Source organism: Acidovorax sp. NO-1 (assembly GCF_000238595.1).
Lineage (GTDB): Bacteria > Pseudomonadota > Gammaproteobacteria > Burkholderiales > Burkholderiaceae_C > Acidovorax.
The window spans coordinates 120880-142245 of the sequence record NZ_AGTS01000077.1 but is presented as its reverse complement, the minus strand read 5'-3'; the positions used below and the strand labels follow the sequence as shown (position 1 = coordinate 142245).

Genomic DNA, 21366 nt, shown 5'->3' with positions numbered 1-21366 from the left:
GGTGGTCTGACCGGGGTTGGGCCGATGACCTTCGATCTGGCCCATCGGCAGCTCCGGGTGGTGCACTCGGGCGAGCCCGCCAGGATCGCCCAGAAGCTGACGCCCCTGAACTTGGGTGCGGTTCTGCTGACAAGCGAGAGGCGCACCGAAGGCGGGCAGTGGAAGACGCGTTTCTCCGTGCCGAAGATGGATTGCCCGTCGGAGGAGAATCTCATTCGGATGGCGCTGGCCGATGCGTCGGCTGTTGCGGCACTGGACTTCGATCTGAAGGACCGTGTACTCACCGTGCAGCATGGGGGAAGTACGCAAGAGCTGCTGGGCCGTCTCATCCCTCTCAACCTCGGCGCGCAAGTGTTGGACAGCGTGCAAAGCGACGAGTCTACGGCCCCAGACGCAGAGGGGAATGCCTCTGAGGCTCGGACCTTAAAGCTGCTGCTCGCTATCAACGGTGCGATGTTTGTCTTTGAGTTGATCGTTGGCCTGATCGCCCAGTCCACAGGTCTCATAGCGGACTCGCTTGACATGTTCGCCGATGCGGCGGTCTACGGACTGGCGCTCTATGCGGTGGGCCGCGCCGCCGCCTTGAAGATGAAGGCAGCGCACATCGCTGGTTGGTTGCAAGTCGTGCTTGCGCTTGGCGCGCTTTTGGAGGTCGTTCGGCGGGCAGTTGTGGGAAGTGAGCCGGCGTCCATGCTCATGATGAGTATCGGGCTGGTCGCATTGATCGCCAACGTCACCTGCCTGGTGCTGATCGCCAAGAAGCGGGATCGGGGCGCCCACATGACGGCAAGCTACATTTTTTCTGCGAATGATGTGATCGCAAACGCGGGGGTGATAGTCGCTGGTGTTTTGGTCGCTTGGACGGGCTCCTCGTACCCTGACCTCGTGATTGGCGCAGTCATTGCGCTGATAGTGCTCAGCGGTGCCCGGCGCATCCTGAACCTCCGATAGCCAATCTAGCGGCATCCCACACCGATGCCTAGCCAAGGTGGGATGGCCGGCCGCTTACTGTCAACGGCCGTGATTGCTCCAACCTTAATCTCGGCTGCCGCTACCCATCCGAGGTTGCGCTCCAAAATCCATTGCGCAGTGACTAATCGCTCATTCGGGGTGCTCATGATCTTTCCTACTCGGTTTTCGGGGTACTTGGGGATTTCAGAGGGCAGTCATCGCAACTATTGCAACAGGCTTTCCCTTCAAACGACTTCCAGAACGATGCCTCCTCAACTTCCCAACCAACCAACGCTATGGCCAGAGTCGAAGCTGCGGCTGCATGCTCGCCACAACGGCGAATCCTCTTCGGCCGCTTTCTCCCACTTGACCCGCAGAAGCAGCGTTGCTTTTGATTGACTACTTTCTTCGACGCACACCACACACTGAAGATGTGCACACCATCCATGTAGAGTTTGTAAATCTTCCTGCGCCGAACGACGTGGAGTCGCTTCTCTTTGAGCGCAGTTGCGAAGTCGACGCTCAATACAGCGGCGGAGGTCTCCGCGGCAAACTGATACTGGGCCGCTAGACCATGAGCCCACTCGCTATCGTTGGGCCACCGCCTGACCTTCTGAGCTCGTACCTGCAAAGTTAGGTATTTCCAAAGGGTGTCCCACCACTCAGCCGCAGTGGCTTCGTCGACGACGTCAAGTGTGGCAGCGCCCCGCCAGTACAGGCAGAACGAGCCATCGTAGTTAACGTGACGCTGAGGGCAAAACGACGGAAGATTAGTAGGCGTGAGCTCTCTGGCAGACACCACCAAACCATTCTCAATGGCTTTGATAGCGTATGGCACAGTCCGGCCATCGCTCAGACTGAGTGAGAACCTGAGGATGACGCCGGCGGCAATGCGTTCAACCGCAGCGTTGTACTGGGGTGCCAGCGCCACGATGAAGTCCACCGCCGAACTCATCATCAGGCCTCCGTTGTGCCGCAGTAAGGGCGCACGACCTTCTCTTGCGCCCTCGCGATTGCCGGTGTCCTCGCGGGCGTTCCGAGGGCGCGCGCACTGCTGGCAGACTTGTCGCCGCTGTCCGCAAGGGCTTCCGTGACTTCAAGGTAGTCAAGGTTTGCCGCCTTGCGCTTGCTACCGAAAATCTTCTTCACGGGGTCAGACGCCTCGTCATATGCGCTCTGGCCAATGGCTGTTTCCGACCCATTACACCGGACCTGCTCATCTTCGGACGCCAGCACACCGCGGCTTACAGAGCACCGCACACGTGTGCCTTTGACTCCAAGACGCGTCACGGTCATCGGGCCGTACTCAAATCCAATAGCTAGGCCAAGCTCGCCGGAGAAGTACCCCTTTTCCTTCAACAGTTCGAGCGCAAGGTCGAAGCTGCTGCGAAAGCCCCCAGCCAGCCGCGTGGCTTCGGAGATGGTTTCTTGGATGTCGGTGATAGCCGCGGTTCCTTCGCAAATCAAGCCATGGACGCAATCGCCAATAAAGCGCACACGCCGGCCTTCAAACTCGGTCGTGAGCACGCGTTCAAGTTCGGCCCTGAGTACGTGCAGTACTCGGACCACATCTTCAGCATTCGACTCGATGTTGTCCGCCACGTAAGCAGTGAATCCATCGATGTCTGCGTAGATGCTCACGGCTTCCTGGCGACGAGAGTTTCCCGGCGTAAGTGACGCGATATCCATCGTCGAGAAGGGCGGCGTGTGGCGCTTGAACTCGAAGGAACCGAGAGGATTGTTCTTGAGGTCCTCGCGCCACTCCTTCACGATTGTCTCAGCGGTGACGTCAAGCGCTGCCGCGTCTTGGCATGCTTGAATTTCATCCTTCGTGAGTGCGACTTTCTCAGGTGCGTCCTCCTCATCTAGGCCAAGCACTTTGCGTGCTGCATTCGTGAGGTAGATGCCCTTGGTCGACAGGTTGCTGGCCAGCTTCGCAGCGTGGTTCGCAGCATCTCCCAGAAACAGCGGCTCACGGTAGCCATTGCGCCCATTGTTCACAGCCAACGTCTCGCCAGTATCAATGCCCACGCGCACAACTGCGCCAGGCAGCTTCGCATCGTCGTCTTTCGTCTCCGCGAGAACGTCAATCATCAGTTGCGCCGTGGCTACGGCTCGCTGAACGCGTTTTTTTTCGGCACCTGTTTCAGAGTTATAGGGCTTCGTAAAGAGGCTGTGCAGTCGCTGATTGTGGAAGTCCACGCGGCGGGCATCCACGCGCTTGAAAATGCGGCTGACAGCCCGGTAGTGTTGGTCCAGGAAGCGCAAGGTGCGCTTGTGGCAGTCAGTGCCCTCGACCGCCGTTTCGTTCAGCATGGCTTTCAGATTCAGGATGTCGGCGTACATGTGCACCCCATCCACACGATATGCGGTGTTGGTCGGTATCGACTCCAAGGACATGTCGCGGCCGTACTTCTTGATGTTTACCGTCTCCACGTCGTCCATCTTTTTCTCGATGTGGGCTTTGGCTCGGTCACTGTTCCAGGTGTGGCTCATGGTCGTCTCCTCGTGTAACCCGCGTGGACAAAGGTGGGTCCGATGCGTATAGTTAAATTATGGGTCTACATTCTAAACCCGTCAAGTAACTATTCTCATCATGCCGTCTGCTGAAAAAATTCGCTGGGGTGCCGAGCGGCGCCTGGAGTTCATCGAGTTCCGTCTCTACTGGGAGGGAGGCATCCGCCGCGCGGACATAACTGAAAAATTCGGGGTGTCTGTCCCACAGGCCTCGGCGGACATCGGTGCATACCAGCTAACGGCTCCTTCAAACTTGGTGTACGACGCCAGTGAGAAGCGGTATGTGAGTACGCCGGATTTTCGCCCGGTGTTTTTGGATTTAAGCGCTGAGAGCTATTTGGTCCATCTGCGCGATGCAGCTGAAGACAGAGTGCGATTGGTCGATTCATGGCTGGGGAGCACGCCGAGTGTTGCAGTAATGCCCCTTCCCTCAAGGCGCGTCAAATCTGACGTTCTGCGAAGTCTCGTAACTGCTATACGTGAAACCCGCTCGGTGGAGGTTCTCTATCAATCCATGAATAAGGAAAACACAGAAAAAACTTGGCGGAGGTTATCGCCTCATTCGCTGGTTAATGATGGAGCAAGGTGGCACGTCAGGGCATACTGCAGCAAAGCCAGTGCATACCGAGATTTCTTACTATCCCGGTGTGAGGAAGCCAAAAACATTGGACCCGCCGAAGGCCTTGTCGTGGATGACAAGTCTTGGAATGAATTGTTTGAAGTCTTGATATGTCCGAACCCGAAATTGACAGAATTTCAGAAGAAGGGAATTGCAGAAGACTATGGAATGATTGACGGAAAAATGTCAATACGCGTACGGAAAGCGCTACTTTTCTACTTTGAGAAAATCCTAAGATTGGATGTACCTGAAATTGAAGGAAAGCCTGCGGCTACACCACTGCGCATGATGAATGGGGAGGAATTCAGGAAGGCATTGCAGGACGTATAGTTATATAGGAGAAGGAAATATGATTGAAAAATTAAAGGGTGAGCAAGGCCGCCGTCTTCGTGTCGAATTGCTTAAGCGACAGCGCATGGTCGCGGGCAATGAGCAGCTTGCAGAGAGACTTGCTGATATCGCCGTCCCAATGGAGCTCCAGGCCGGCGACACCATTATCGAGCAGGATGCGGAAGATAATGACTTGTACTTCATTCTGCATGGTGCTTGCGACATCATCATAAACCACAAAAAGATTCGTTCACGGGTCGCTGGTGATTCGGTGGGTGAAATGGCCGCGGTGGAGCCACTTCAAAAGCGCTCTGCAACCGTTAGGGCAACTGAGTCGACAGTTGTCGCCAAGCTGACCGAGCCGCAACTAACTGAGGTTGCCAAAGACTTCCCAGATATCTGGAGAACCATGGCGCAAGTGCTCTCCAAGCGTCTTTTGGAGCGCAACATGATGGTTGCAGAGGCGCGCGAGAAAATACGGTTGTTTGTTATATCGACATCCGAAAATATAAAAATTGTACGTGCTCTACAAGCGCAGTTCGAACATGATGATTTCAATACCATCCCGTGGCACCAAGGCGTTTTCAAAATTGCAAACTACACCATTGACGACCTAGTTTCGGAACTCGATCAATGCGATTTTGCTGTTGCCATCGCTCACGGGGAGGACCGAGTGGAGAGTAGAGACCAAGATTGGCCAGCGCCGAGGGACAACGTGATATTCGAGCTCGGCTTATTTATGGGTCGTCTTGGGAGAAATCGGGCTATATTGATGGAGCCAAAGGGTGTCCGCATAAAGTTACCCAGCGATCTTGCTGGCCTAACGACAATTCGATACGACTTCGACGAATCGTCACCACACAAGTTTGGACCTGCTTGCGATAAATTGCGAGAACACATTCAAAAGCTCGGCAGTATTGGGCGCGACTAATATTTTGAAAATTTGCCACTCAAGTAGAATTAAAAATCAAACTACTTAAGCCCGGCAATTAAAAAATAGATGCGTTTAAAGGACTTAGCAATGCGTCAGGGATCTGAGGGAGGCCGTGCTGCAACTGAACTTCGTTCAGGGAAAAATTCTGCCAACAAGCTAAAGTAATTTGGTTGCCGGATTGTCTTTCGACGGACGGTAGTACCCGACGACGCTAGCCACACTTCGATGTCCTGTCATTGCCATGGTGTCCGCCAACGGCACCTTCTGAACAGCAGCCTCGGTCACAAATCCAGACCGCAGCGAATGTGCAGAAAACACCTCCGGTAGCCCGGCAAGTTTTGCGCGCTCGCGAACAATATCTCGCACGGCGGCAGGGGAGAGGGGTTCTCCAAGGTGTCCGCCTTTCCTGACCTGCCTGAATATTGCACCGTCCACGATGCCCGAAGCTGTTAACCATGCCTGCAGCGCTTCGCCCGCAATGCCCGCCAGAGGTTTCACGTTCTCCGGACGATCCGCTGCAGTCTGGTTGCTTTTGGAATAGGCGAGGGTGTAGGTGAAGCTGCTGGGCCCCACCCGGTGAAGATTCTTCATCGTCGCCCCCGTCACTTCTGATCGGCGGCGCCCGCCCGATGCCCAGGCAAAGAGGAGGAGGGCGCGGTCACGGATGCCCTTGAGTGATTCGTCGCAGGTGTCGAGGATGGCCATCAATGGGTCCTTGGTCAGCGCATCTTTCTTCTGCGGAAGCGCGCCACGTTTGCCGTAGGCCCGCCGAGTCTTGGCCAGCAGCTCGCGGACTTTGGGGTCCTGGCAAGGATTTTTTAGTTCTCGGAGCTGATGCGCCTTGGACAGCACGGCAATCCGATGGATCAAGGTATTGAGCGCCATTGGGCCTGGCTTGCCTTTGAATCCCGCATCCACCAGCGCTTGGTCAATTGCTGGCGGTAGCTCGTGAGCCAGGCCATCGGTGGTAGTCCGCTGTGCGTGATCCACGATGAACTGCAGGACGGCGTTCGCAGGCAGCGGTAGCGTGATGCCTTGCCCGTACCGAAGGCCAAACCAGGCAGCCCAATAGCGCAGCGCAGAGCGATAGCTGGCCAACGTGTTCAAGGACTCGCCCTCGCGCATCAACTCTTCAACGGCCTGCGCAGTCACAAGCGACAGGGAGGACGGCTCCAGCGAGGGGATATTTCTCAGAGACGGCAGGCGCATGGTTGAAACCGAGGTTGTAAAGGCAAATTTTGATAAAAACTACATATGATGTATTGTTTACAACAAATATAGTTGATAGATCACGATAAGCATCGATTATCGTTGGTAAAAATGTAGTGGAGTAGGGCGATGCAGTCAAAAATTGTTCGAGGTCCGCGTGGTGTGCAAATGGAGGAGGTCTGGGCAGCCGCCGACGCTGTTCTGAATCAGGGTGAGCGTCCCACGATTGAACGGGTGCGCCAGCAGCTCGGTCGCGGATCACCCAATACCGTAGGCCCCATGCTGGATTCATGGTATAGCTCCTTGGCAAAGAGGCTGCTCACCCCTGGGGAGGCACTCGATCAACCAGAAGACCCAGGCGAGCAACTGCCAGGCCCGGTGCTGAGGGCCGCAAAGACGCTTTGGGGACGGGCGGTTCAACACGCTCAAGATGGCGCGACCGCGGCGATGGCCCAGGCACAAGCTGAGCTGGATAAACGAGCGGAGGCCATCAAACAGGCTCAGCAGGAGCTCGATAACGAGCGACAGCGCCTTAAAGACCGCAGTGAGGCCTTTGAGGTGGCCATGCAAGCCAAGGATGCTCAGATCACAGAGATGGCCGGGCAAGTCAGGGAATTGCATGCGCAGGTGCAGGCATTCCAGAGCCAGCTAGATGAGGCTCGGACCCAGAACGTCCAGCTTCAGCAGGCCACGGAGGCACAGCGGCAACGCCAAGAAAGCGCAGAGGCCGAGCACCGGGCGGAGCGCTTGGGGCTTGAAGAGCGCGCCCACGCCAACGAACGCAGGCTCAACACCGAGGTAGACCGGGCACGGCTCGAGTCCAAGAAGCTGGCCGGGCAGCTGGAGGTCGACAACAGAAAGTCGGCCGGCGCACTTGCAGAGGCAACCGAGAAGATGAGAGCCCTGGAGGCTGAGTTGACCTTGCTACAGGCGGATAAGGCCCAGCTGGCGAAAGAGCTTCAGCTGGCCCGGGACGAGACAAGCACCTGGAAATCGAAGTTTGAGGAGAGCCGCCACGACACGTATGCCGTACTCACTGAGCTTCGGGATCGATTGCCACCAAAGAACAGCGAGACAGCAACGCCAGCAGTCGGGTCTCGAAGGAACAGACACAAGCGCTAGATCACCTGCAGGAGCCTGACTCCTTAAACGTACGTCCAATTGACGTCAGGTTACAACTTCTCTTTGAAAATAAACACAACTTCAGTTACGTAAACGATTGCGTATTGAGGAGTGATTGGCGAAACCACGTAATGATATATACGATGTATATTATGTTAACTAAGTGATGCGGCAATCTGTGCGGTGTCGAACAGACACTCCACGCCCCTCAACCGCACCATGCGTCGGCCTTGGGGGCACCTGCTGTGGCGGCGTTCTCCCAAGTCTTCCTTCCGAAAAGTCCGTCTGGACTGGTTCCAACGCCTCCCAACAAAACGCGAGCGCCGCTGCGTTGAAAGAACCCATGACCACTTACCTTGCGTGTTTAGGCACCCGCCCTGAGATCATCAAGATGGCACCGCTGCACCGCGAGCTGAAGCTGCGGGGCCATCGCGTGGTGGTGCTCCACACCGGGCAGCACGCGGAGGTGGCTGAGGTGCTTTACCGGTTTTTTGACATGGGGCCAGACCTGCGCCTGGCACTGGAGCGGCGCACACCGAGGTTGGGCGACCTCACAGCGCTGCTGCTCGAAGGGGTGGACAGGCTGGTGGACGAAACCCAGCCAGATGTGGTGCTGGTGCAGGGCGACACGACGTCTGCGCTGGTCGGAGCCCTGAGTGGCTACTACAACGACAAGCCGGTCGCGCACATCGAGGCGGGTTTGCGCACAGGCACGCGCGAGCCGTTCCCGGAGGAAAAGAACCGGGAGCTGATAGCACGGCTCGCCCACTGGCACTTCGCACCGACGGCACGGACCCGGGATAACCTTTTGCGCGAAGGCATAGCAGACGCCTGTATCTCCGTCGTCGGCAATACGGTGATTGACGCGGCGCGCTGGACGCAGCAGCGCCTGCAGGCCAATGCATCGTCCGCGCCATCCGTCTTGTCTTCCGGTTGGCCTTCAGTGGTGCCAGCGACGGTCGCAGAGTTTCTGAACCAGCAAACAAACCAGCGGCTGCTGTTGGTGACCGCCCACCGCCGAGAGAACTGGGGCGATCCCATACGAAACATCGCCACTGCCATCGGGCAGTTGCTGGCGGCCCATGGCGATCTGGTTGTGGTCTGGCCGCTTCACCCCAACCCGGCGGTCAGCCAGGCGGTAAGGCCGGTGATCGACGCATTGCCGGACGAGCTGCGCCAGCGCGTGTGCCTGACCGATCCCATGGACTACCCTGCCCTCATCAGCCTGCTGCAACGCTGTTACTTCACGCTGACGGATTCAGGCGGCATCCAGGAAGAAGCCTCTGCGCTAAAACGGCCAGTGCTGATTGCGCGCGACAGCACGGAGCGGCAGGAGCTTGTGGAGGCTGGTGGTGCGGTACTGGTTGGCACAGACATCCACCGCATCGTGACTGAGGCGGCACGCCTGCTGCGCGACGATGGGGCATACCGCAGCATGCAGCTGGAAAGCAGCCCGTTTGGCGATGGCCACACGGCGCAGCACATTGCAGACCGGCTCTGCATGGCGGACTGACAGCGCTTGCGGCCCCACAACCATCCAGGTTGGCGTGCCAGGATGGTGCGCAGACGGGGGCTGTTCAGGCAGTAACTGCATCCTGCGCTGCGGGCGCTGTCAGCAGTTGGCTGACCTCTTTGGCAAACCGGCTGGCCATCCGCTGCGCCCTGAGTGCAGTACGGCACTCCACCAGCACGCGCACAACAGGCTCGGTGCCCGAGGCACGCAGCAGCACCCGCCCATCGTCGCCCAGCAACTTTTCCGCCCGCAACTGGAAGTGGGGCATCCAGGTGTTGTCGGCCATCCCCGTACCACGGGTCACGGGCACATTGACCAGGCACTGAGCGTTCATGCGCAGATCGCTGCACAGCTGCGACAAGCTGCGCTGCGAGCGTTTCATGGCTGCGACCACCCGCAAGGCAGACATCACGCCGTCGCCGGTGCTGTGCCAGTCCAGCCCGATCAGGTGGCCCGAGCCCTCGCCGCCCAAGCGCCAACCCCGCTGCTTGAGCAGCTCCAGCACATGCCGGTCACCCACGGCAGACCGTGCAAAACCCAGCCCACGGCGCAGCAGCGCTTGCTCCAGTCCCTGGTTGCTCATCACCGTGCCCACCACCCCACCCTGCAAGCCATCGTTGGTCTGGGCATCCACGGCCAGCACGTACAGCAACTCGTCACCCGCATAGATGCGGCCCTCGCTGTCCACCATCACCAACCGGTCTCCATCCCCGTCCAGCGCCACGCCGACATCTGCCTGGTGGGCCAGCACGGCCTCGCTCAGGTGCTTGGGCGACGTGGCGCCCACGTTGTCGTTGATGTTCTGCCCATCGGGCGAGGCGCCCACCGCAATCACCTCAGCGCCCAACTGTCGGAACACCTCGGGGGCGATGCGGTGGCAGGCGCCATGGGCGGCGTCGATGACGATCTTCATACCCTGCAGGTGCAAACCTGCCGGCAGTGCCTGCCTGCAAAACTGGATGTACAGAACGGAGGCCTCCGGCAGCAGGGAAACGCGGCCCAACCGAGATGAAGGCAAACAGACCATGGGCTGGTCCATGGTGCGCTCGATCTCGGCCTCCATACCATCGGGCAGCTTGTCGCCCGTGGCCGAAAAGAACTTCACACCGTTGTCCTCACAAGGGTTGTGCGATGCACTCACCACCACACCCGCCTGGTAGCCGCGCAAGCGCGTCAAGTAGGCCACGCCGGGTGTGGGCAACTCGCCGCACATCACCGTGTCCACACCGGCCGCAGAAAACCCCGCCTGCAAGGCCGCCTCGAACATGGTGGCCGACCCGCGCGTGTCGGTGCCCACTGCCACCGCAGGTCGCGGGTTCAGTCCCGTGTGCTGGCGGCTGAGCAGCTGGCCGCAGGCGTGCGCCAGCCGCATGATGGTCTGGGGGGTCATGGGCTCCATACCCACTGGGGCGCGCACGCCGTCGGTTCCGAACATTTTTTGTGTATTCATGGGTAGTCCTGTTGGATGAGATTCGCCAGATAACCCGCACCCCAGGCCAAGGCGAACGCCGACGGTAGGGGGCTTGGGCAGAGACGGTCTGTGCGCTATCGAACCCGCCGCGTTATGTACGGTATCGAACAGACAGCTCTGTGCCTGCACGCTGACCATGACTTTCCATGCCACGGATCACCCATTGACCCCCGACTCTCTAACTCCCCAGTGCCTTCATTCGTCGCAGACCCACTCTGGCCTGAAGCGCTGGATAGGCAACGCTCTGGCGTGCGCCGTTCTTGCAGCTCCACTTGGCGCATCGGCGGCTGTGCTGGATCTGGAGGGGTATGCCGATGCTTCGGGCGCCATCTCGGTGCAGCGCCAGGGCGACACGGTAGACCCCTACTTTGCCTTGCAGGCACTGCTTCTGGCTCACAGCCATGGGCTGGATATCTCCACGCCTGCCAAGGCCTGGGGCGCATGGCTGGTACAGCGGCAAAAGCCCGACGCGACCTTTGACCGTTTTTGCCGCAACGGCCCCGTGTGGGCCCCGTGCAAAACAGCAGATGCCGACGACTCTGTACTCGGCCTGTGGCTGGCATTCATGGACAGCATGCCAGCCGCGCAACGCAGCCAGGCCAATTGGGTGCGCAGCCGGACGGTCACCAGTGCGGCGCTGGCCAGGCTCGTAGACCCCAATCGGGGCATTTACCTGGTCTCGCCGGTGTACCAATATGGGTTGTTCATGGACAACCTGGAGCTGTGGGCCTACCCCCTCACGCACAAGGCGGTACAAAACGCCCGCCACCCCAACTTCACCAAAACTCTGGCGGCCGTGTTCTGGGACGATCAGCGCAAGCGCTACCTGGTTTCCACCCAGCCCGGCCAGCGTGACACCGCACATGCCTTCTATCCCGACGCCGTGGCGCAGATCTTTCCGCTGCTGGTGCGCTTTCCGCTGATCCCAGGTGGGGCGCCCGCGCATTACCGCCGCTGGATGGCAGAGCACCGCGATGAGTGGCTGGCCCAGGTGAAGGACGACTTTGCCTGGGGTCTGGTGGCTGTGGTGGCACTGCAGCAAGGTGACATCCCTTCTGCCCGCTGTTGGCTGCGGACCGCCCTGCCCCATCGGCACGGCGCCCACTGGACGGTGACCGACGAAGTCGCCGCGCAAATCCTGCAGGCCAAAGCCATCACTGCTGCCCTGGACACAACCAACTGCACCAGTCCTCGTGAAAACCCAAAACGGTCACCATGAACGCCCACTACATCCTCCGCCCTGCCCCTGCCCTTGTTCTGTCGCTGGGGTTGCTGGCCAATGGCTTGCCCGCAGCTCATGCGCAAGACGCCGCAGACCAGCCCGTCCCAGTCCGGAGCATTGAGGCCTACGCCAGCCGCCCCACCCTCACCAACGGGTATGGCAACTGGCATGAAGCTGGCGTGCGCGGCCAATGGGGCGTAAACAACCACTTGCTCGGCATGGAAGTCGCCACCATGCGGCGGTTTGGAGAGTCGGGCCGGTTCATCGGGCTGTCAGACACCATGACCTGGAACGAAGACTGGTTCTCCATGATGTCGGTGGGCGCAGGCGATGGTGCGGCCTATCTGCCACGCTACCGTGTGGACGGGTTCATCAACCGCAAGTTGCTCCCCACGCGCCAATGGGTGGCCACGCTGGGCGCAGGTTACTACCGAGCACCAGACGGGCACATCGACCGCAACATCAGCCTCGGGTCCACTTACTATTTCGATCAGCCGTGGGTGGTGCAAGCAGAAATACGCTTCAATAACAGCTCCCCCGGTGGCGTGCGCACCCATCAGCAGTTTGTGGCGGCCACCTGGGGGCGCGCGCACCACACGCAGATCATTGCCCGCCATGCCTGGGGGGCTGAGGGCTACCAAGCCATTGGAAGCGGGGTGGCTCTCATCAACTTTGACAGTCGGCAGTCACAGCTCACGCTGCGCCAGTGGCTGGGCCCACAGTGGGGCTTTACAGCAGGCGTAGAGCGCTACCGCAACCCCTACTATTCCCGCAACGGCGCCAAGCTGTCGCTGTTTTGGGAATTGCCGTAGGTACCGCGGGCCTGCCGCGCTTAAGCGACAGCGCCTGACATGACCCGTTCATAGGTCTCCAGGTCCTGGTCAAAGCACCCACAGCTTTGCGCCAGCAAGGCCTTCCGGTCCAGCACCAGAATATGCCCCCTTGTGTACTGGATTACGCCGCTGTCTTGCAGCTTGCCGGCCGCCAGCGTCACACCGGCCCGGCGGACCCCCAGCAGGTGCGCCAGCGTCTCGTGGGTCATCTGAATGTCGGGGGTGCGCAGCCGCGTTTCGCTCATCAGCAGAAATCGCGCCAGACGCTGCTCCAGCGAATGAAAGTGTCCGCAGGCCACCATCGTGCCCATTTGCGACAGCTCGACATAAAGATAGCGGGTGGTCAGCAGGCTCAGCGTCCGGCTGGCCAGACAATGGCTGCGCCAGGCATCTAGCTGGATCCGCCAGGCCTGGCCTGCTCCCGAAACCACCGCATCAAAGGCCGAGGCCGTCACCCCCAGGCCTGCACTGGCACCCAGCATGCCCTCAAAGCCGATCTGTCCGGCCTCGAAGTGGCGCGCGCCCTCCAGGTTGGAGAGCAGCGAGATCATGCTGTTGGTGGGAAAGTACACATGGCTCAACCGTTCGCCGGCGCGCCCGAGCGTTTGTTGGCTCTCCAGCTCCACCCAGTCGGCTACCGACAGCAGGCGTGACCGCTCTGTAGGTCGTAACGAGGACAGTAGTCGATTGGCAAGGGATTGATCGATGTGTGGCTTCTTGAGATCGGGACGGGGACGCTTTGAATTCTGGAGGGGCATACCGTCTCTATCTGTCTGTTGGCGAACATTGCGCTTGCGAAATTTGGCTTCATGGCGCAGTGCCGCCGTTCAAAACGGATCTGGTACGCAGGTAAAAACCCAGTTCATTGATGGTGACCAGGCTGCGGTTGGCGGCAAAGGTTTTGTCTATGGCCACCAGTTGCGTACGCGCCAGGCTGCTTTGTCCGCGCAGCGCAGCGACATACCCCAAGATGGCCCAGGGGAAAGGATCGTGACGCCCGGTTTCCCAGCCTGGCGTATGGATGTTGAGGTAGTTCCACCCGGCAGAAAACTGCGTCGTCAGCTCGCGCAGCCCAAAGGCTTGCGGGTACACCTGACAGGTGGTGCCGGGGTAAAACTCGGTACTGGGTACCAGCGTGGCGTCGCTGGCCAAAAATGCCTGTGCGGAGCCCTTGAAAAGGTGGCGCGCGATGCCGTCGGCGGTATTTGTTGCCAGGAGGTCGTAGTAGTTGGCCTCGGACAGTTCACTGCGGGACCGCAACACCGCCGCAAAGTCACGCAGACCTCGGTAGCCTTCGCAGTTGTCCATGAGGTAGCCGCTGGCGTTGGTCTGGCTGCGCGGCGCCTGGAACACGGCAGTCAGCCCCGAAGGCTTGGCGGTCAGTGCCAGGTTGCGGTAAGCGATGTTTTTGAGGGCCGCTTTGCGCGCCTCCCACCAAGACCAGTTGCCACTGGCTGCCACATAGCGCGACGCCAGCGACAGAAAGGTGGACGCATAGGCGTCGTCCGAGTCAGCCAATACCTTCTTGACCACCGAGGTATTGGCTCGGCCATAGGGGAACTCAATGTCCGCAATGGTGCTGGTGGCGGGGTCGGTGCTGGCCAGGTACAGATTCAGGTACGGCAGGATGTATGTTTGCAAATCGGCCGCACTGAGCATGGGCACCAAGGGCAACAATCCCAGGTTGGCGAAGTACCAGTTCAGGCGTCCATTGGGCGCCAACTCGTAGCCACCGGCATAGGGGCCCGACAGGATCCGCAACGCCTTGGGCAATGCTGATCAAGTAGCGTCAACTCCATTGCACAGCCATTTGAATGCCAAATGGCCCGCAAAGATGCCGGACTTTGCCCCACAGGGCCTGTTTCGGGAGCCTTTGAGCCCCCTTCAGACCCTTACGGGCGCACCTGTCCCTGCAGGCGCCCTCGGGCAAGGTAGATGTTGGCCAGCGCCAAGGCCGTGAACGCGCGCGTGGCGTTCTTTTGCAGCCCGCGATAGCGCACCTTGCCAAAGCCCCACAGCCGCTTGACCACCCCGAATAGATGCTCTACGCGAGCGCGGATGCGGGACTTGTTGCGGTTCTTGGACCGCTGCGTCTGGTCGACCACCCCGCACCTGCGTGTGCGCTGGTTGGTGAAGTCTTTGGCTTGGGGCGCCTTGCCCCGGATCAGAGCCTTCTGGCTGGCGTAGGCCGAGTCGCCGTACACGCGCTGCTCGTTGCCATGCAGCAGATCGGGCAGCGGGTGTTTGTCATGCACGTTGGCCGCCGTCACCACGGCGCTGTGCGCCAGCCCGCTTTGGCTGTCCACGCCAATGTGCAGCTTCATGCCGAAATACCATTGCTGGCCTTTGCGGGTCTGGTGCATGTCGGGGTCGCGCGCCTTGTCGGCGTTCTTGGTAGAACTGGGCGCGGCGATGATGGTGGCATCCACGATGGTGCCGGTGTTGACCTTGAAGCCGCGCTCTTGCAGTTGCTGGCCTACCTGGGCAAACAGGGCTTCACCCAGTTTGTGCTCATTGAGCAGCTTGCGAAACTTCAGCAGCGTGGTGGCATCGGGCACGCGCTCGCGGCCCAGGTCAATGCCCACAAAGCGGCGCAGGCTGGCACTGTCGTACAGGGCCTCTTCGCACGCCAGATCGGCCAGGTTGAACCAGTGCTGCAGGAAGTGGATGCGCAGCATGCGCTCAAGGCCAATGGGCGGGCGGCCGTTGCCTGCTTTGGGGTAGTGCGGCTCTATCACCTGGCACAGAGCGGCCCATGGCACTATTGTCTCCATGGTCCGCAAGAACTCTTCGCGTCGGGTGGGTTTGCGCGAATGCTCGAATCCGTTGTCTTGATCTGCGGCCATTGCCAAGGTCTGCTGCTTCATCTGCGGATAACGTTTGACCCCTCTCAATGGTGGACCTTAATCAGCGTTGCCCTTGATCTCCGCCACTGCGTCAATGGGCGCGGACGCTTCTGCCGCCCAGCTGGACGAGCACAAAAACCAACCAGCACCCAAGACGGGCACCTTTTCTAGCAATGAACGACGCCGCATGTGCACGATCTCCGAACGAAGCCCGGACACCGCTTTCAATATCTGGAGAGCAACAGCGCAAAAATGAAGCGCACTGCCAGGAAGGCCGACACCCCCGGGTAAAGGGTGACGTACTTATTTTGCAGATAATGCTTTCGTTTTTCTCGCTGCGTACGCAGGCGTACAGACAAGTGCCTCTGGCCGCGTCGCAGAGGATACAGCTGCGTACACGGGAAAGGGACGATTACCCTAATGTGTGGCGGACAAGGGCGCCGTGCTGGCCGCCCATGCATACAGAGCCACAAACACCATCATGTCGAACAGCGCCCCGAAGCACAGGTACAGCACGGGCATGAACACCACCGACAAATGCTGAAGGACCAGCAGGTGCACCATGGCTTGCTGCGGCACCATGACCCCAAAAAACAACAAGATGAGCAGGGTGTGAACGACCTTGGCCTGCCAGCTTATCTGAAGCGGGTAGTACCCGAGAGCCATCAGCACGGGTATGGCCAGAATGAGCAGATAGCCAGCATTCAGCAAGTCCATCACATGGTTCAGCACCAGGTGCGGGAACGGCATCGGCGCAAACCAGAAGTACAGCAGCGCCAGCGCCTGCACCACGCACAGCACCCGCACCAGATACTGCGCTGGAAGCCATCGCCCTCGCAGGCGCATTGCCAGCCCCCAGGCCACCACCGTCAGCACGGCAGCCAATGCCGCACCGGTGGTGATGGACAGCCCCAGGTCGCCCGCGCCGGGCAACCAGCTCATTCCCAACAGGTCTTGGCGTGATGACACTGCCGCTGGCTGCAGTGGCACCTGCAGCCAGCGCGCCCAGGTGAGCAAGTAGCTGCGCCAAAAATCGTAAAGAGGTTCCCGCAACCCGTAGATCAGAAATAACCAAACCACCGGCAGCCCTGCCATTTGCAAGAGCAGCCATGGGTTGAGCCTGATGCGGCTGAGCGCGCGGTGGGGCAACTGGTGGCTGTGTGCTTGTTGGGCCTGCGCCAACAGGCCGCGCGCAGCATTGAAAGCCAGCTCGCGGTCTTGGCGGCTGTGAGAAGTGACAGTGGGGTGTGGCAAGGGGAGGCCCTCTGTGGCGGTTCAGCGGATCGAACAATGGGAGGGTGCGGGCCGCCAACCAGCCGTGCACTGCGGGTGCGCCGCGTTCAGGCCGACCACACTATGCCCAGTTGGCGGGCCCACACGGTGCCATGCGCCCGGGCGCCCGCCTCCGCCATGATGGTTTCTGCGCTGACCGTGGTGAGGGCCTGTGGCGAGCCCACATGCACCCCGGCGCCGAGCAGGATGCCCGACTCGGACACCACGGGCCCCGCCACCCGGGCATGGTCCAGGAGCTGGATCTGCTTTTCACTGCACAGCGAGCCCTGCACCCGCGCGTTGACGCCCATGACGATGCCGCCACGGGCTTTCACGTCGCCTTCGATCACGGTGCTAGCCCCAATGAGCAAACGCCCCGTGACCACCAGCGAGCCGTGATACCGGTGCATGCGCGGCAATTTGCAGTCGCCGCGCACGAGCGTCACATGCTCGCTCTGGCGCAGAGCACCTTCCAACCGGTCAAAGCTCGCCTCGATCAAAGGCGCATGCTCGCGCTCAGCCTGCAGGGCCGCATCACCACCAAAGCGGATGTGTGGCGCCTGGATCCGCTCAAAACAGCAGTCGGCCTCCAGCTCCACGGCGGTCGACGAAGACAGGCGTCGCAGCCCCGAACAGCCCTGGGCCAGATGCAGGGATGCATCGGCATGTACCCATTGCCCCACATCACTGCCCGCGCCGAGCCGGATACGGCCCTGCGCCAAGAGGCCCACAAAGCGGCTATGGGCTGGCGCTTCGAAGTCACCATGCACGAACAGCGGCGCAGCACATTGAATCGCTGTCTGCGGCTTGACCGAGCCAAGGCAAACCAGGGGTCGCAGCATGCCGCCCCAGTCCACACCCTCCAGTGACACCGGCGCAAAATCAAACTCGTTGGCAGAAGGACCCGGCACTTGTCCCTGGTGTGCCTGCACCAGCGCGCGAAACCGGTCAGCGAAATGGTCGATGTCGGTGGTGTAGTGTGGCAACACCTGCAACGCCTCGGTATCGGTGGGGTGCCGCCACTCCCGCCAGGTGGGCCCGAAGGCAATCACCATCAATCCCATGCTGATCAACACAAAGGCCAGGTAGAGCAAGGCGGTGTTCATTGTTCGACGCTCGGTTGGCGGTAACGCACCGTCTTATCCCATACCATGTCGCGGCGCAGGAGTTTGTCCATCAACTGCCCCCATACCGATGACGATATGGCAAACAGGCTGATCACGAAGCCCAGCAAGCTGAGGGGCAGCAGCCGCAACCGCCTGCGTTTGCCGTCCAACAGGACCGCCACGGCAATCTCGAAGAACGCTGCAAAGTTGCCCAGCGTGCCGTAGGCCATCAGCGCAAACAAGGAGATCAGCCCCGTCAGCATGTCCCCAGCATTGAAGAAATACAGGCCCAGTGCCAGCAGCCAGCCCATCAGCAGCAACGGCGGCAGCACAAAAACAAACAAAAGCAGCAGCCCATCCAGACGTTCGCGCCAGCTCAAATAAGGACTGAACGCAAAGCGCAAGCCATAGCGCACCATCACCTGGTTGTGCCCCTTGGCCCAGCGCTTGATCTGCTTGATGCGTACCTGCCAGTCCTGCGGCACCTCCTCGTAGCACTCGGACCGGTTGGTGTAGACGGTCTTCCAGCCGTTGAGCAACAGGCGGTAGGTGATGTCCGTGTCTTCGGCCAGCGTATCGTCGTGCCAGCCACCCACCGCAGCCACGGCTGAGCAGCGCACGCCGCCCACGGTACCGCCGTACTGGGGCACCAGGCGCAGGTTCATACGGGCCTGCTGGTCCACCTGGTAGCCGCCGCTGCGCTCGAGGTCCAGCATGCGCGTGAGCAGATTCACCCCCGTATTCACTGGCACCACACGGCCCATCACCGCTCCCACCTCGGGGTCAAAAAACGGCGCCACCAACTGCTTGAGCAGCCCACGGCCAGGCACATAGTCGGCATCGAAGATGATCACAATGTCGCCCTGCGCGTGCTGCAGGGCATCCTTGAGCGCTGCGGCCTTGCCTGGCTTTCCCTTGGTGCGGTGAAACGGCACGATGCGCCCCGGGTACCGGCCTACCCAGTCGTCGATGATGGCGCGTGTGCCATCGGTAGAGCGGTCGTTCACCGGAACCACCTTCAGCCGGTCGAGCGGGTAATTGGTGTCCAGCAGGGCATGCAGGCACCCGGCGATCACCTGTTCCTCGTTATGGGCGGCAATGAACACCGTGATAAGCGGCCAGTCTGCCTGGTCGATGTCCAGGTACGGATGGCGCTGGTGCCCCAGCAGTCGGTTGAGTGTCAGTACACCGTGCCGTGCGGCATACACCATCATCACCAAGATGATCATGGCCAGCAGCGCCGCCATGGTGGACAGTGCAGCGTAAGCCACTGGCCCTGGTACCCACCGTTGTGCCAGTCCTTCCGAAGAGTTGAGGGGCTGCGCTAACGCGGCAGCCCATCCATTGGAGCCTCCCACCATGGTGGCAAACGCCGTCGCGCTCCACCGCCACATCGCAGGGCGGGTGTGGGTTGCACCGCTGCGCTCAGCGGCACCAAGCCGCCGCCTCTCTCGATTCAAGTGCATAGAACGCCTTTTGCTTCGACCATCGCAGGACCCGGCGCAAAGGATGGGTGGCGGCTTCTTGCGAACCCGTTACGTCACACCCTGCAGGGATGTGAGACGGAATGTAAGCAGCGGTTCGGGGCCGGTCTGTTCGATGGCGAACACAGGCAGCTCCCACGTAGGCCGTCGAGCGCCTTCAAAGGAGGAATGCAGCCCGTCGCCCATCACCTGCGGCTGAGCTATGGGGCCAACGATGGTGATGGAATTGACGGGGCATTCGCCCTGTGGTGTGCAAACTCAAACGCCGCATGGGTGCTCATAAACACCCTGCCCTCCAGACGCTGCCCGAGCTGAGTGGTCTGCAGGCGATCCAGCACTGGCCCTTTGACTTCTGCCAGGAGGAGCGCCACGCCGCGCTGGGCCAGACTGCGCTCCAGATCGGTCAGTACGCCCAATGCAGTGGTGTCGATCTGGTTGATGGCTGAGCACACCAGAAGCACATGGCGGGTATCGGGTTGGGCGCCCACCAATTCCTCCACACGGTCCAGCAAAGCGTCGGAGTTGGCGAAATACAGGCTTTCATCCACCCGCACGGCAATCAGGCCCGGCTCTGTGTTCACCGTGTGTCGGGTCACGTTGCGAAAGTGCTCCGTACCTGGCACGCGCCCCACCACCGCGATGTGCGGATGGCTGCTGCGCCACACCAAGGTGCCCAGCGACAACGCCACCCCCATCAGGATGCCGGCTTCCACGCCAAAAGCGATCACGCCCCCTGCTGTGGCCAGCAGGGCCATGGCGTCGGCCTTGTCGTAGTGCCAGGCTTCGCGCAGCGTCTCCATATCGATCAGGGAAACCACCGCCACGATGATGGTGGCTGCCAGCACGGCATGGGGCAGATAGTGAAAAAGCCCGGTCAGCGCTGCGATCACCACACCCATCAGCACGGCCGAAATGACGCCTGCCAGGGGCGTATTTGCACCCGCCGCAAAATTGACGACAGACCGCGCAAAGCCGCCCGTGACGGGGAAACCACCCGACAGCGCACTGGCGACATTGGCAGCCCCCAGACCCAGCAGCTCACGGTTGGGCTGAATGCGCTGCTGCCGCTTGAGCGCCAGAGACTGCGCTACCGACACGCTTTCCACAAAGCCCACCAGCGAGATCAGCAGCGCAGGCAGCCACAGCGAGCCCACGGACGCCATCGACACCGCCGGCAGCCCGAGCTGCGGCAGGCCCTGGGGCACCGTGCCCACAATGCTGACCCCCGCCGTCTGGTCCCACCGCATGGCGGCCACCAAGGCGGTGGAGACCATTACCGCCAGCATCGGCGCCAGTTTGGATGCGATGTCTGCCAAGCGTTGGCTGGCGCCCAGACGGACCAGCCATGGGGACAAGGACCTGCGCGCAAGCACCAGAAACAACACGCTGCCGGCGCCGATGCCCAGAGTGACCAGGTTGATTCCGGGCGCTGCGTGGGCCAGTTGCACCACGGTGTCAAAGACATCGGTACCACCGGCCTTCACGCCCAGCAGGTGCTTGACCTGCCCCACAGCGATGAGCACTGCCGAGCCAGAGATAAACCCGCTGATCACAGGATGGCTCAGAAAGTGCGCCAGAAAACCCAACCGCAATACGCCAAACAGCAGCAACATGCCCCCTGAGAGCAGTGACAGCAGCATGGCCAGCGCAATGTAGTCGGGCGAGCCAGCGGCAGCCAGCGGCTGCAGGGCGCTCGCCGTCATGAGCGAGGCCACCGCCACGGGCCCCACAGCCAGCGTCATGCTGGAGCCCAGCGCGGCATAGGCAATGATGGGCAGGATGCTGGCGTACAAGCCCACCTCGGGGGGCAAGCCCGCCAAAAGCGCGTAGGCCAGGCTCTGCGGGATCAGCATCACCGTAACAATCACCCCGGCGACCATGTCTCCGGAGAGCCAGGACTTCTGGTAGTTGCGGATCCAGCCGGGGATGAGGTGCAT

General features: G+C 60.6%; 18 protein-coding genes. 7 read left to right on the top strand and 11 right to left on the bottom strand.

All coding sequences use genetic code 11. From position 1 onward, the window contains the following. The first annotated feature begins 24 nt into the window (after positions 1-24). Positions 25-951, top strand: a complete 927-nt coding sequence (locus KYG_RS10610; RefSeq protein ID WP_008904892.1) for a cation transporter — start codon at positions 25-27, stop codon at positions 949-951. A 175-nt stretch (positions 952-1126) separates the two neighbouring features. Here KYG_RS10610 and KYG_RS10605 read toward each other — a convergent pair whose 3' ends face one another. Together KYG_RS10605 and KYG_RS10600 are read right to left on the bottom strand one after the other, a co-directional pair. Further along, positions 1127-1906 (bottom strand): E2 domain-associated cysteine-rich protein, encoded by a 780-nt coding sequence (locus tag KYG_RS10605; RefSeq protein WP_139019356.1) that lies wholly within the window; start codon positions 1904-1906, stop codon positions 1127-1129. Between the two features lie 2 nt (positions 1907-1908). Continuing rightward, complete coding sequence (locus tag KYG_RS10600) at positions 1909-3447, bottom strand: adenylate/guanylate cyclase domain-containing protein (RefSeq protein ID WP_008904890.1); 1539 nt, start codon at positions 3445-3447, stop codon at positions 1909-1911. 100 nt (positions 3448-3547) lie between these two features. Between KYG_RS10600 and KYG_RS10595 the strand changes: the two genes are divergently transcribed. Both KYG_RS10595 and KYG_RS10590 read left to right on the top strand, forming a co-directional pair. Next, a complete protein-coding gene (locus KYG_RS10595; protein WP_008904889.1) occupies positions 3548-4417 on the top strand; it encodes a WYL domain-containing protein in 870 nt (289 codons plus the stop codon). 19 nt (positions 4418-4436) lie between these two features. After that, on the top strand, positions 4437-5348 hold the full coding sequence (locus KYG_RS10590; RefSeq protein ID WP_008904888.1) for a TIR domain-containing protein: 912 nt from the start codon (positions 4437-4439) through the stop codon (positions 5346-5348). A 159-nt stretch (positions 5349-5507) separates the two neighbouring features. Here the strand turns inward: KYG_RS10590 and KYG_RS10585 are convergent, their stop codons facing one another. Further along, the gene (locus tag KYG_RS10585) at positions 5508-6560 is read right to left on the bottom strand and encodes a site-specific integrase (RefSeq protein WP_034694064.1); all 1053 of its coding nucleotides are present in this window, start codon (positions 6558-6560) and stop codon (positions 5508-5510) included. Between the two features lie 129 nt (positions 6561-6689). Between KYG_RS10585 and KYG_RS10580 the strand changes: the two genes are divergently transcribed. Next, on the top strand, positions 6690-7682 hold the full coding sequence (locus tag KYG_RS10580; protein ID WP_008904886.1) for a DNA-binding protein: 993 nt from the start codon (positions 6690-6692) through the stop codon (positions 7680-7682). A 343-nt stretch (positions 7683-8025) separates the two neighbouring features. Then, on the top strand, positions 8026-9195 hold the full coding sequence (gene wecB, locus KYG_RS10575; protein WP_008904885.1) for a non-hydrolyzing UDP-N-acetylglucosamine 2-epimerase: 1170 nt from the start codon (positions 8026-8028) through the stop codon (positions 9193-9195). Positions 9196-9259: 64 nt separating this feature from the next. Here wecB and glmM read toward each other — a convergent pair whose 3' ends face one another. Continuing rightward, positions 9260-10645, bottom strand: coding sequence for a phosphoglucosamine mutase (gene glmM, locus KYG_RS10570; RefSeq protein WP_050813839.1), 1386 nt, complete (start codon positions 10643-10645; stop codon positions 9260-9262). Positions 10646-10829: 184 nt separating this feature from the next. On the opposite strand from glmM, the gene KYG_RS10565 reads away from it, so the two are divergent. Both KYG_RS10565 and KYG_RS10560 read left to right on the top strand, forming a co-directional pair. After that, on the top strand, positions 10830-11885 hold the full coding sequence (locus KYG_RS10565; protein ID WP_192810322.1) for a hypothetical protein: 1056 nt from the start codon (positions 10830-10832) through the stop codon (positions 11883-11885). Then, positions 11882-12700, top strand: a complete 819-nt coding sequence (locus KYG_RS10560; protein WP_008904882.1) for a YaiO family outer membrane beta-barrel protein — start codon at positions 11882-11884, stop codon at positions 12698-12700. The genes KYG_RS10565 and KYG_RS10560 overlap by 4 nt, the downstream gene beginning before the upstream one ends. A gap of 20 nt (positions 12701-12720) precedes the next feature. Here the strand turns inward: KYG_RS10560 and KYG_RS10555 are convergent, their stop codons facing one another. The 7 genes from KYG_RS10555 to KYG_RS10525 all read right to left on the bottom strand — a co-directional run bounded on the left by KYG_RS10555 (position 12721) and on the right by KYG_RS10525 (position 21366). Then, on the bottom strand, positions 12721-13479 hold the full coding sequence (locus tag KYG_RS10555; RefSeq protein WP_139019355.1) for a Crp/Fnr family transcriptional regulator: 759 nt from the start codon (positions 13477-13479) through the stop codon (positions 12721-12723). Positions 13480-13528: 49 nt separating this feature from the next. Further along, positions 13529-14494 (bottom strand): hypothetical protein, encoded by a 966-nt coding sequence (locus KYG_RS10550; RefSeq protein ID WP_008904880.1) that lies wholly within the window; start codon positions 14492-14494, stop codon positions 13529-13531. Between the two features lie 119 nt (positions 14495-14613). Then, positions 14614-15588, bottom strand: a complete 975-nt coding sequence (locus KYG_RS10545) for an IS5 family transposase (RefSeq protein WP_024815594.1) — start codon at positions 15586-15588, stop codon at positions 14614-14616. A 396-nt stretch (positions 15589-15984) separates the two neighbouring features. Then, positions 15985-16509, bottom strand: coding sequence for a hypothetical protein (locus KYG_RS24370; RefSeq protein ID WP_139019354.1), 525 nt, complete (start codon positions 16507-16509; stop codon positions 15985-15987). 398 nt (positions 16510-16907) lie between these two features. After that, complete coding sequence (locus tag KYG_RS10535; protein ID WP_008904877.1) at positions 16908-17945, bottom strand: polymer-forming cytoskeletal protein; 1038 nt, start codon at positions 17943-17945, stop codon at positions 16908-16910. Continuing rightward, entirely contained in the window at positions 17942-19192 is a 1251-nt protein-coding gene (locus KYG_RS10530; RefSeq protein WP_008904876.1) for a glycosyltransferase family 2 protein, read from the bottom strand. Before KYG_RS10530 ends, KYG_RS10535 begins: the two co-directional genes overlap by 4 nt. Before the next feature lie 437 nt (positions 19193-19629). Further along, positions 19630-21366, bottom strand: coding sequence for a SulP family inorganic anion transporter (locus tag KYG_RS10525; RefSeq protein ID WP_008904875.1), 1737 nt, complete (start codon positions 21364-21366; stop codon positions 19630-19632).

What these genes read in the sequence shown, in the direction of transcription:
- KYG_RS10610 (WP_008904892.1), top strand. Translation starts at nt 25, where the DNA reads ATGACCTTCGATCTGGCCCATCGGCAGCTCCGGGTGGTGCACTCGGGC.
- KYG_RS10605 (WP_139019356.1), bottom strand. Translation starts at nt 1,906, where the DNA reads ATGAGTTCGGCGGTGGACTTCATCGTGGCGCTGGCACCCCAGTACAAC.
- KYG_RS10600 (WP_008904890.1), bottom strand. Translation starts at nt 3,447, where the DNA reads ATGAGCCACACCTGGAACAGTGACCGAGCCAAAGCCCACATCGAGAAA.
- KYG_RS10595 (WP_008904889.1), top strand. Translation starts at nt 3,548, where the DNA reads ATGCCGTCTGCTGAAAAAATTCGCTGGGGTGCCGAGCGGCGCCTGGAG.
- KYG_RS10590 (WP_008904888.1), top strand. Translation starts at nt 4,437, where the DNA reads ATGATTGAAAAATTAAAGGGTGAGCAAGGCCGCCGTCTTCGTGTCGAA.
- KYG_RS10585 (WP_034694064.1), bottom strand. Translation starts at nt 6,560, where the DNA reads ATGCGCCTGCCGTCTCTGAGAAATATCCCCTCGCTGGAGCCGTCCTCC.
- KYG_RS10580 (WP_008904886.1), top strand. Translation starts at nt 6,690, where the DNA reads ATGCAGTCAAAAATTGTTCGAGGTCCGCGTGGTGTGCAAATGGAGGAG.
- wecB (WP_008904885.1), top strand. Translation starts at nt 8,026, where the DNA reads ATGACCACTTACCTTGCGTGTTTAGGCACCCGCCCTGAGATCATCAAG.
- glmM (WP_050813839.1), bottom strand. Translation starts at nt 10,645, where the DNA reads ATGAATACACAAAAAATGTTCGGAACCGACGGCGTGCGCGCCCCAGTG.
- KYG_RS10560 (WP_008904882.1), top strand. Translation starts at nt 11,882, where the DNA reads ATGAACGCCCACTACATCCTCCGCCCTGCCCCTGCCCTTGTTCTGTCG.
- KYG_RS10555 (WP_139019355.1), bottom strand. Translation starts at nt 13,479, where the DNA reads ATGCCCCTCCAGAATTCAAAGCGTCCCCGTCCCGATCTCAAGAAGCCA.
- KYG_RS10545 (WP_024815594.1), bottom strand. Translation starts at nt 15,588, where the DNA reads ATGAAGCAGCAGACCTTGGCAATGGCCGCAGATCAAGACAACGGATTC.
- KYG_RS24370 (WP_139019354.1), bottom strand. Translation starts at nt 16,509, where the DNA reads ATGAGCTGGTTGCCCGGCGCGGGCGACCTGGGGCTGTCCATCACCACC.
- KYG_RS10535 (WP_008904877.1), bottom strand. Translation starts at nt 17,945, where the DNA reads ATGAACACCGCCTTGCTCTACCTGGCCTTTGTGTTGATCAGCATGGGA.
- KYG_RS10530 (WP_008904876.1), bottom strand. Translation starts at nt 19,192, where the DNA reads ATGGCGGCGCTGCTGGCCATGATCATCTTGGTGATGATGGTGTATGCC.
- KYG_RS10525 (WP_008904875.1), bottom strand. Translation starts at nt 21,366, where the DNA reads ATGCACCTCATCCCCGGCTGGATCCGCAACTACCAGAAGTCCTGGCTC.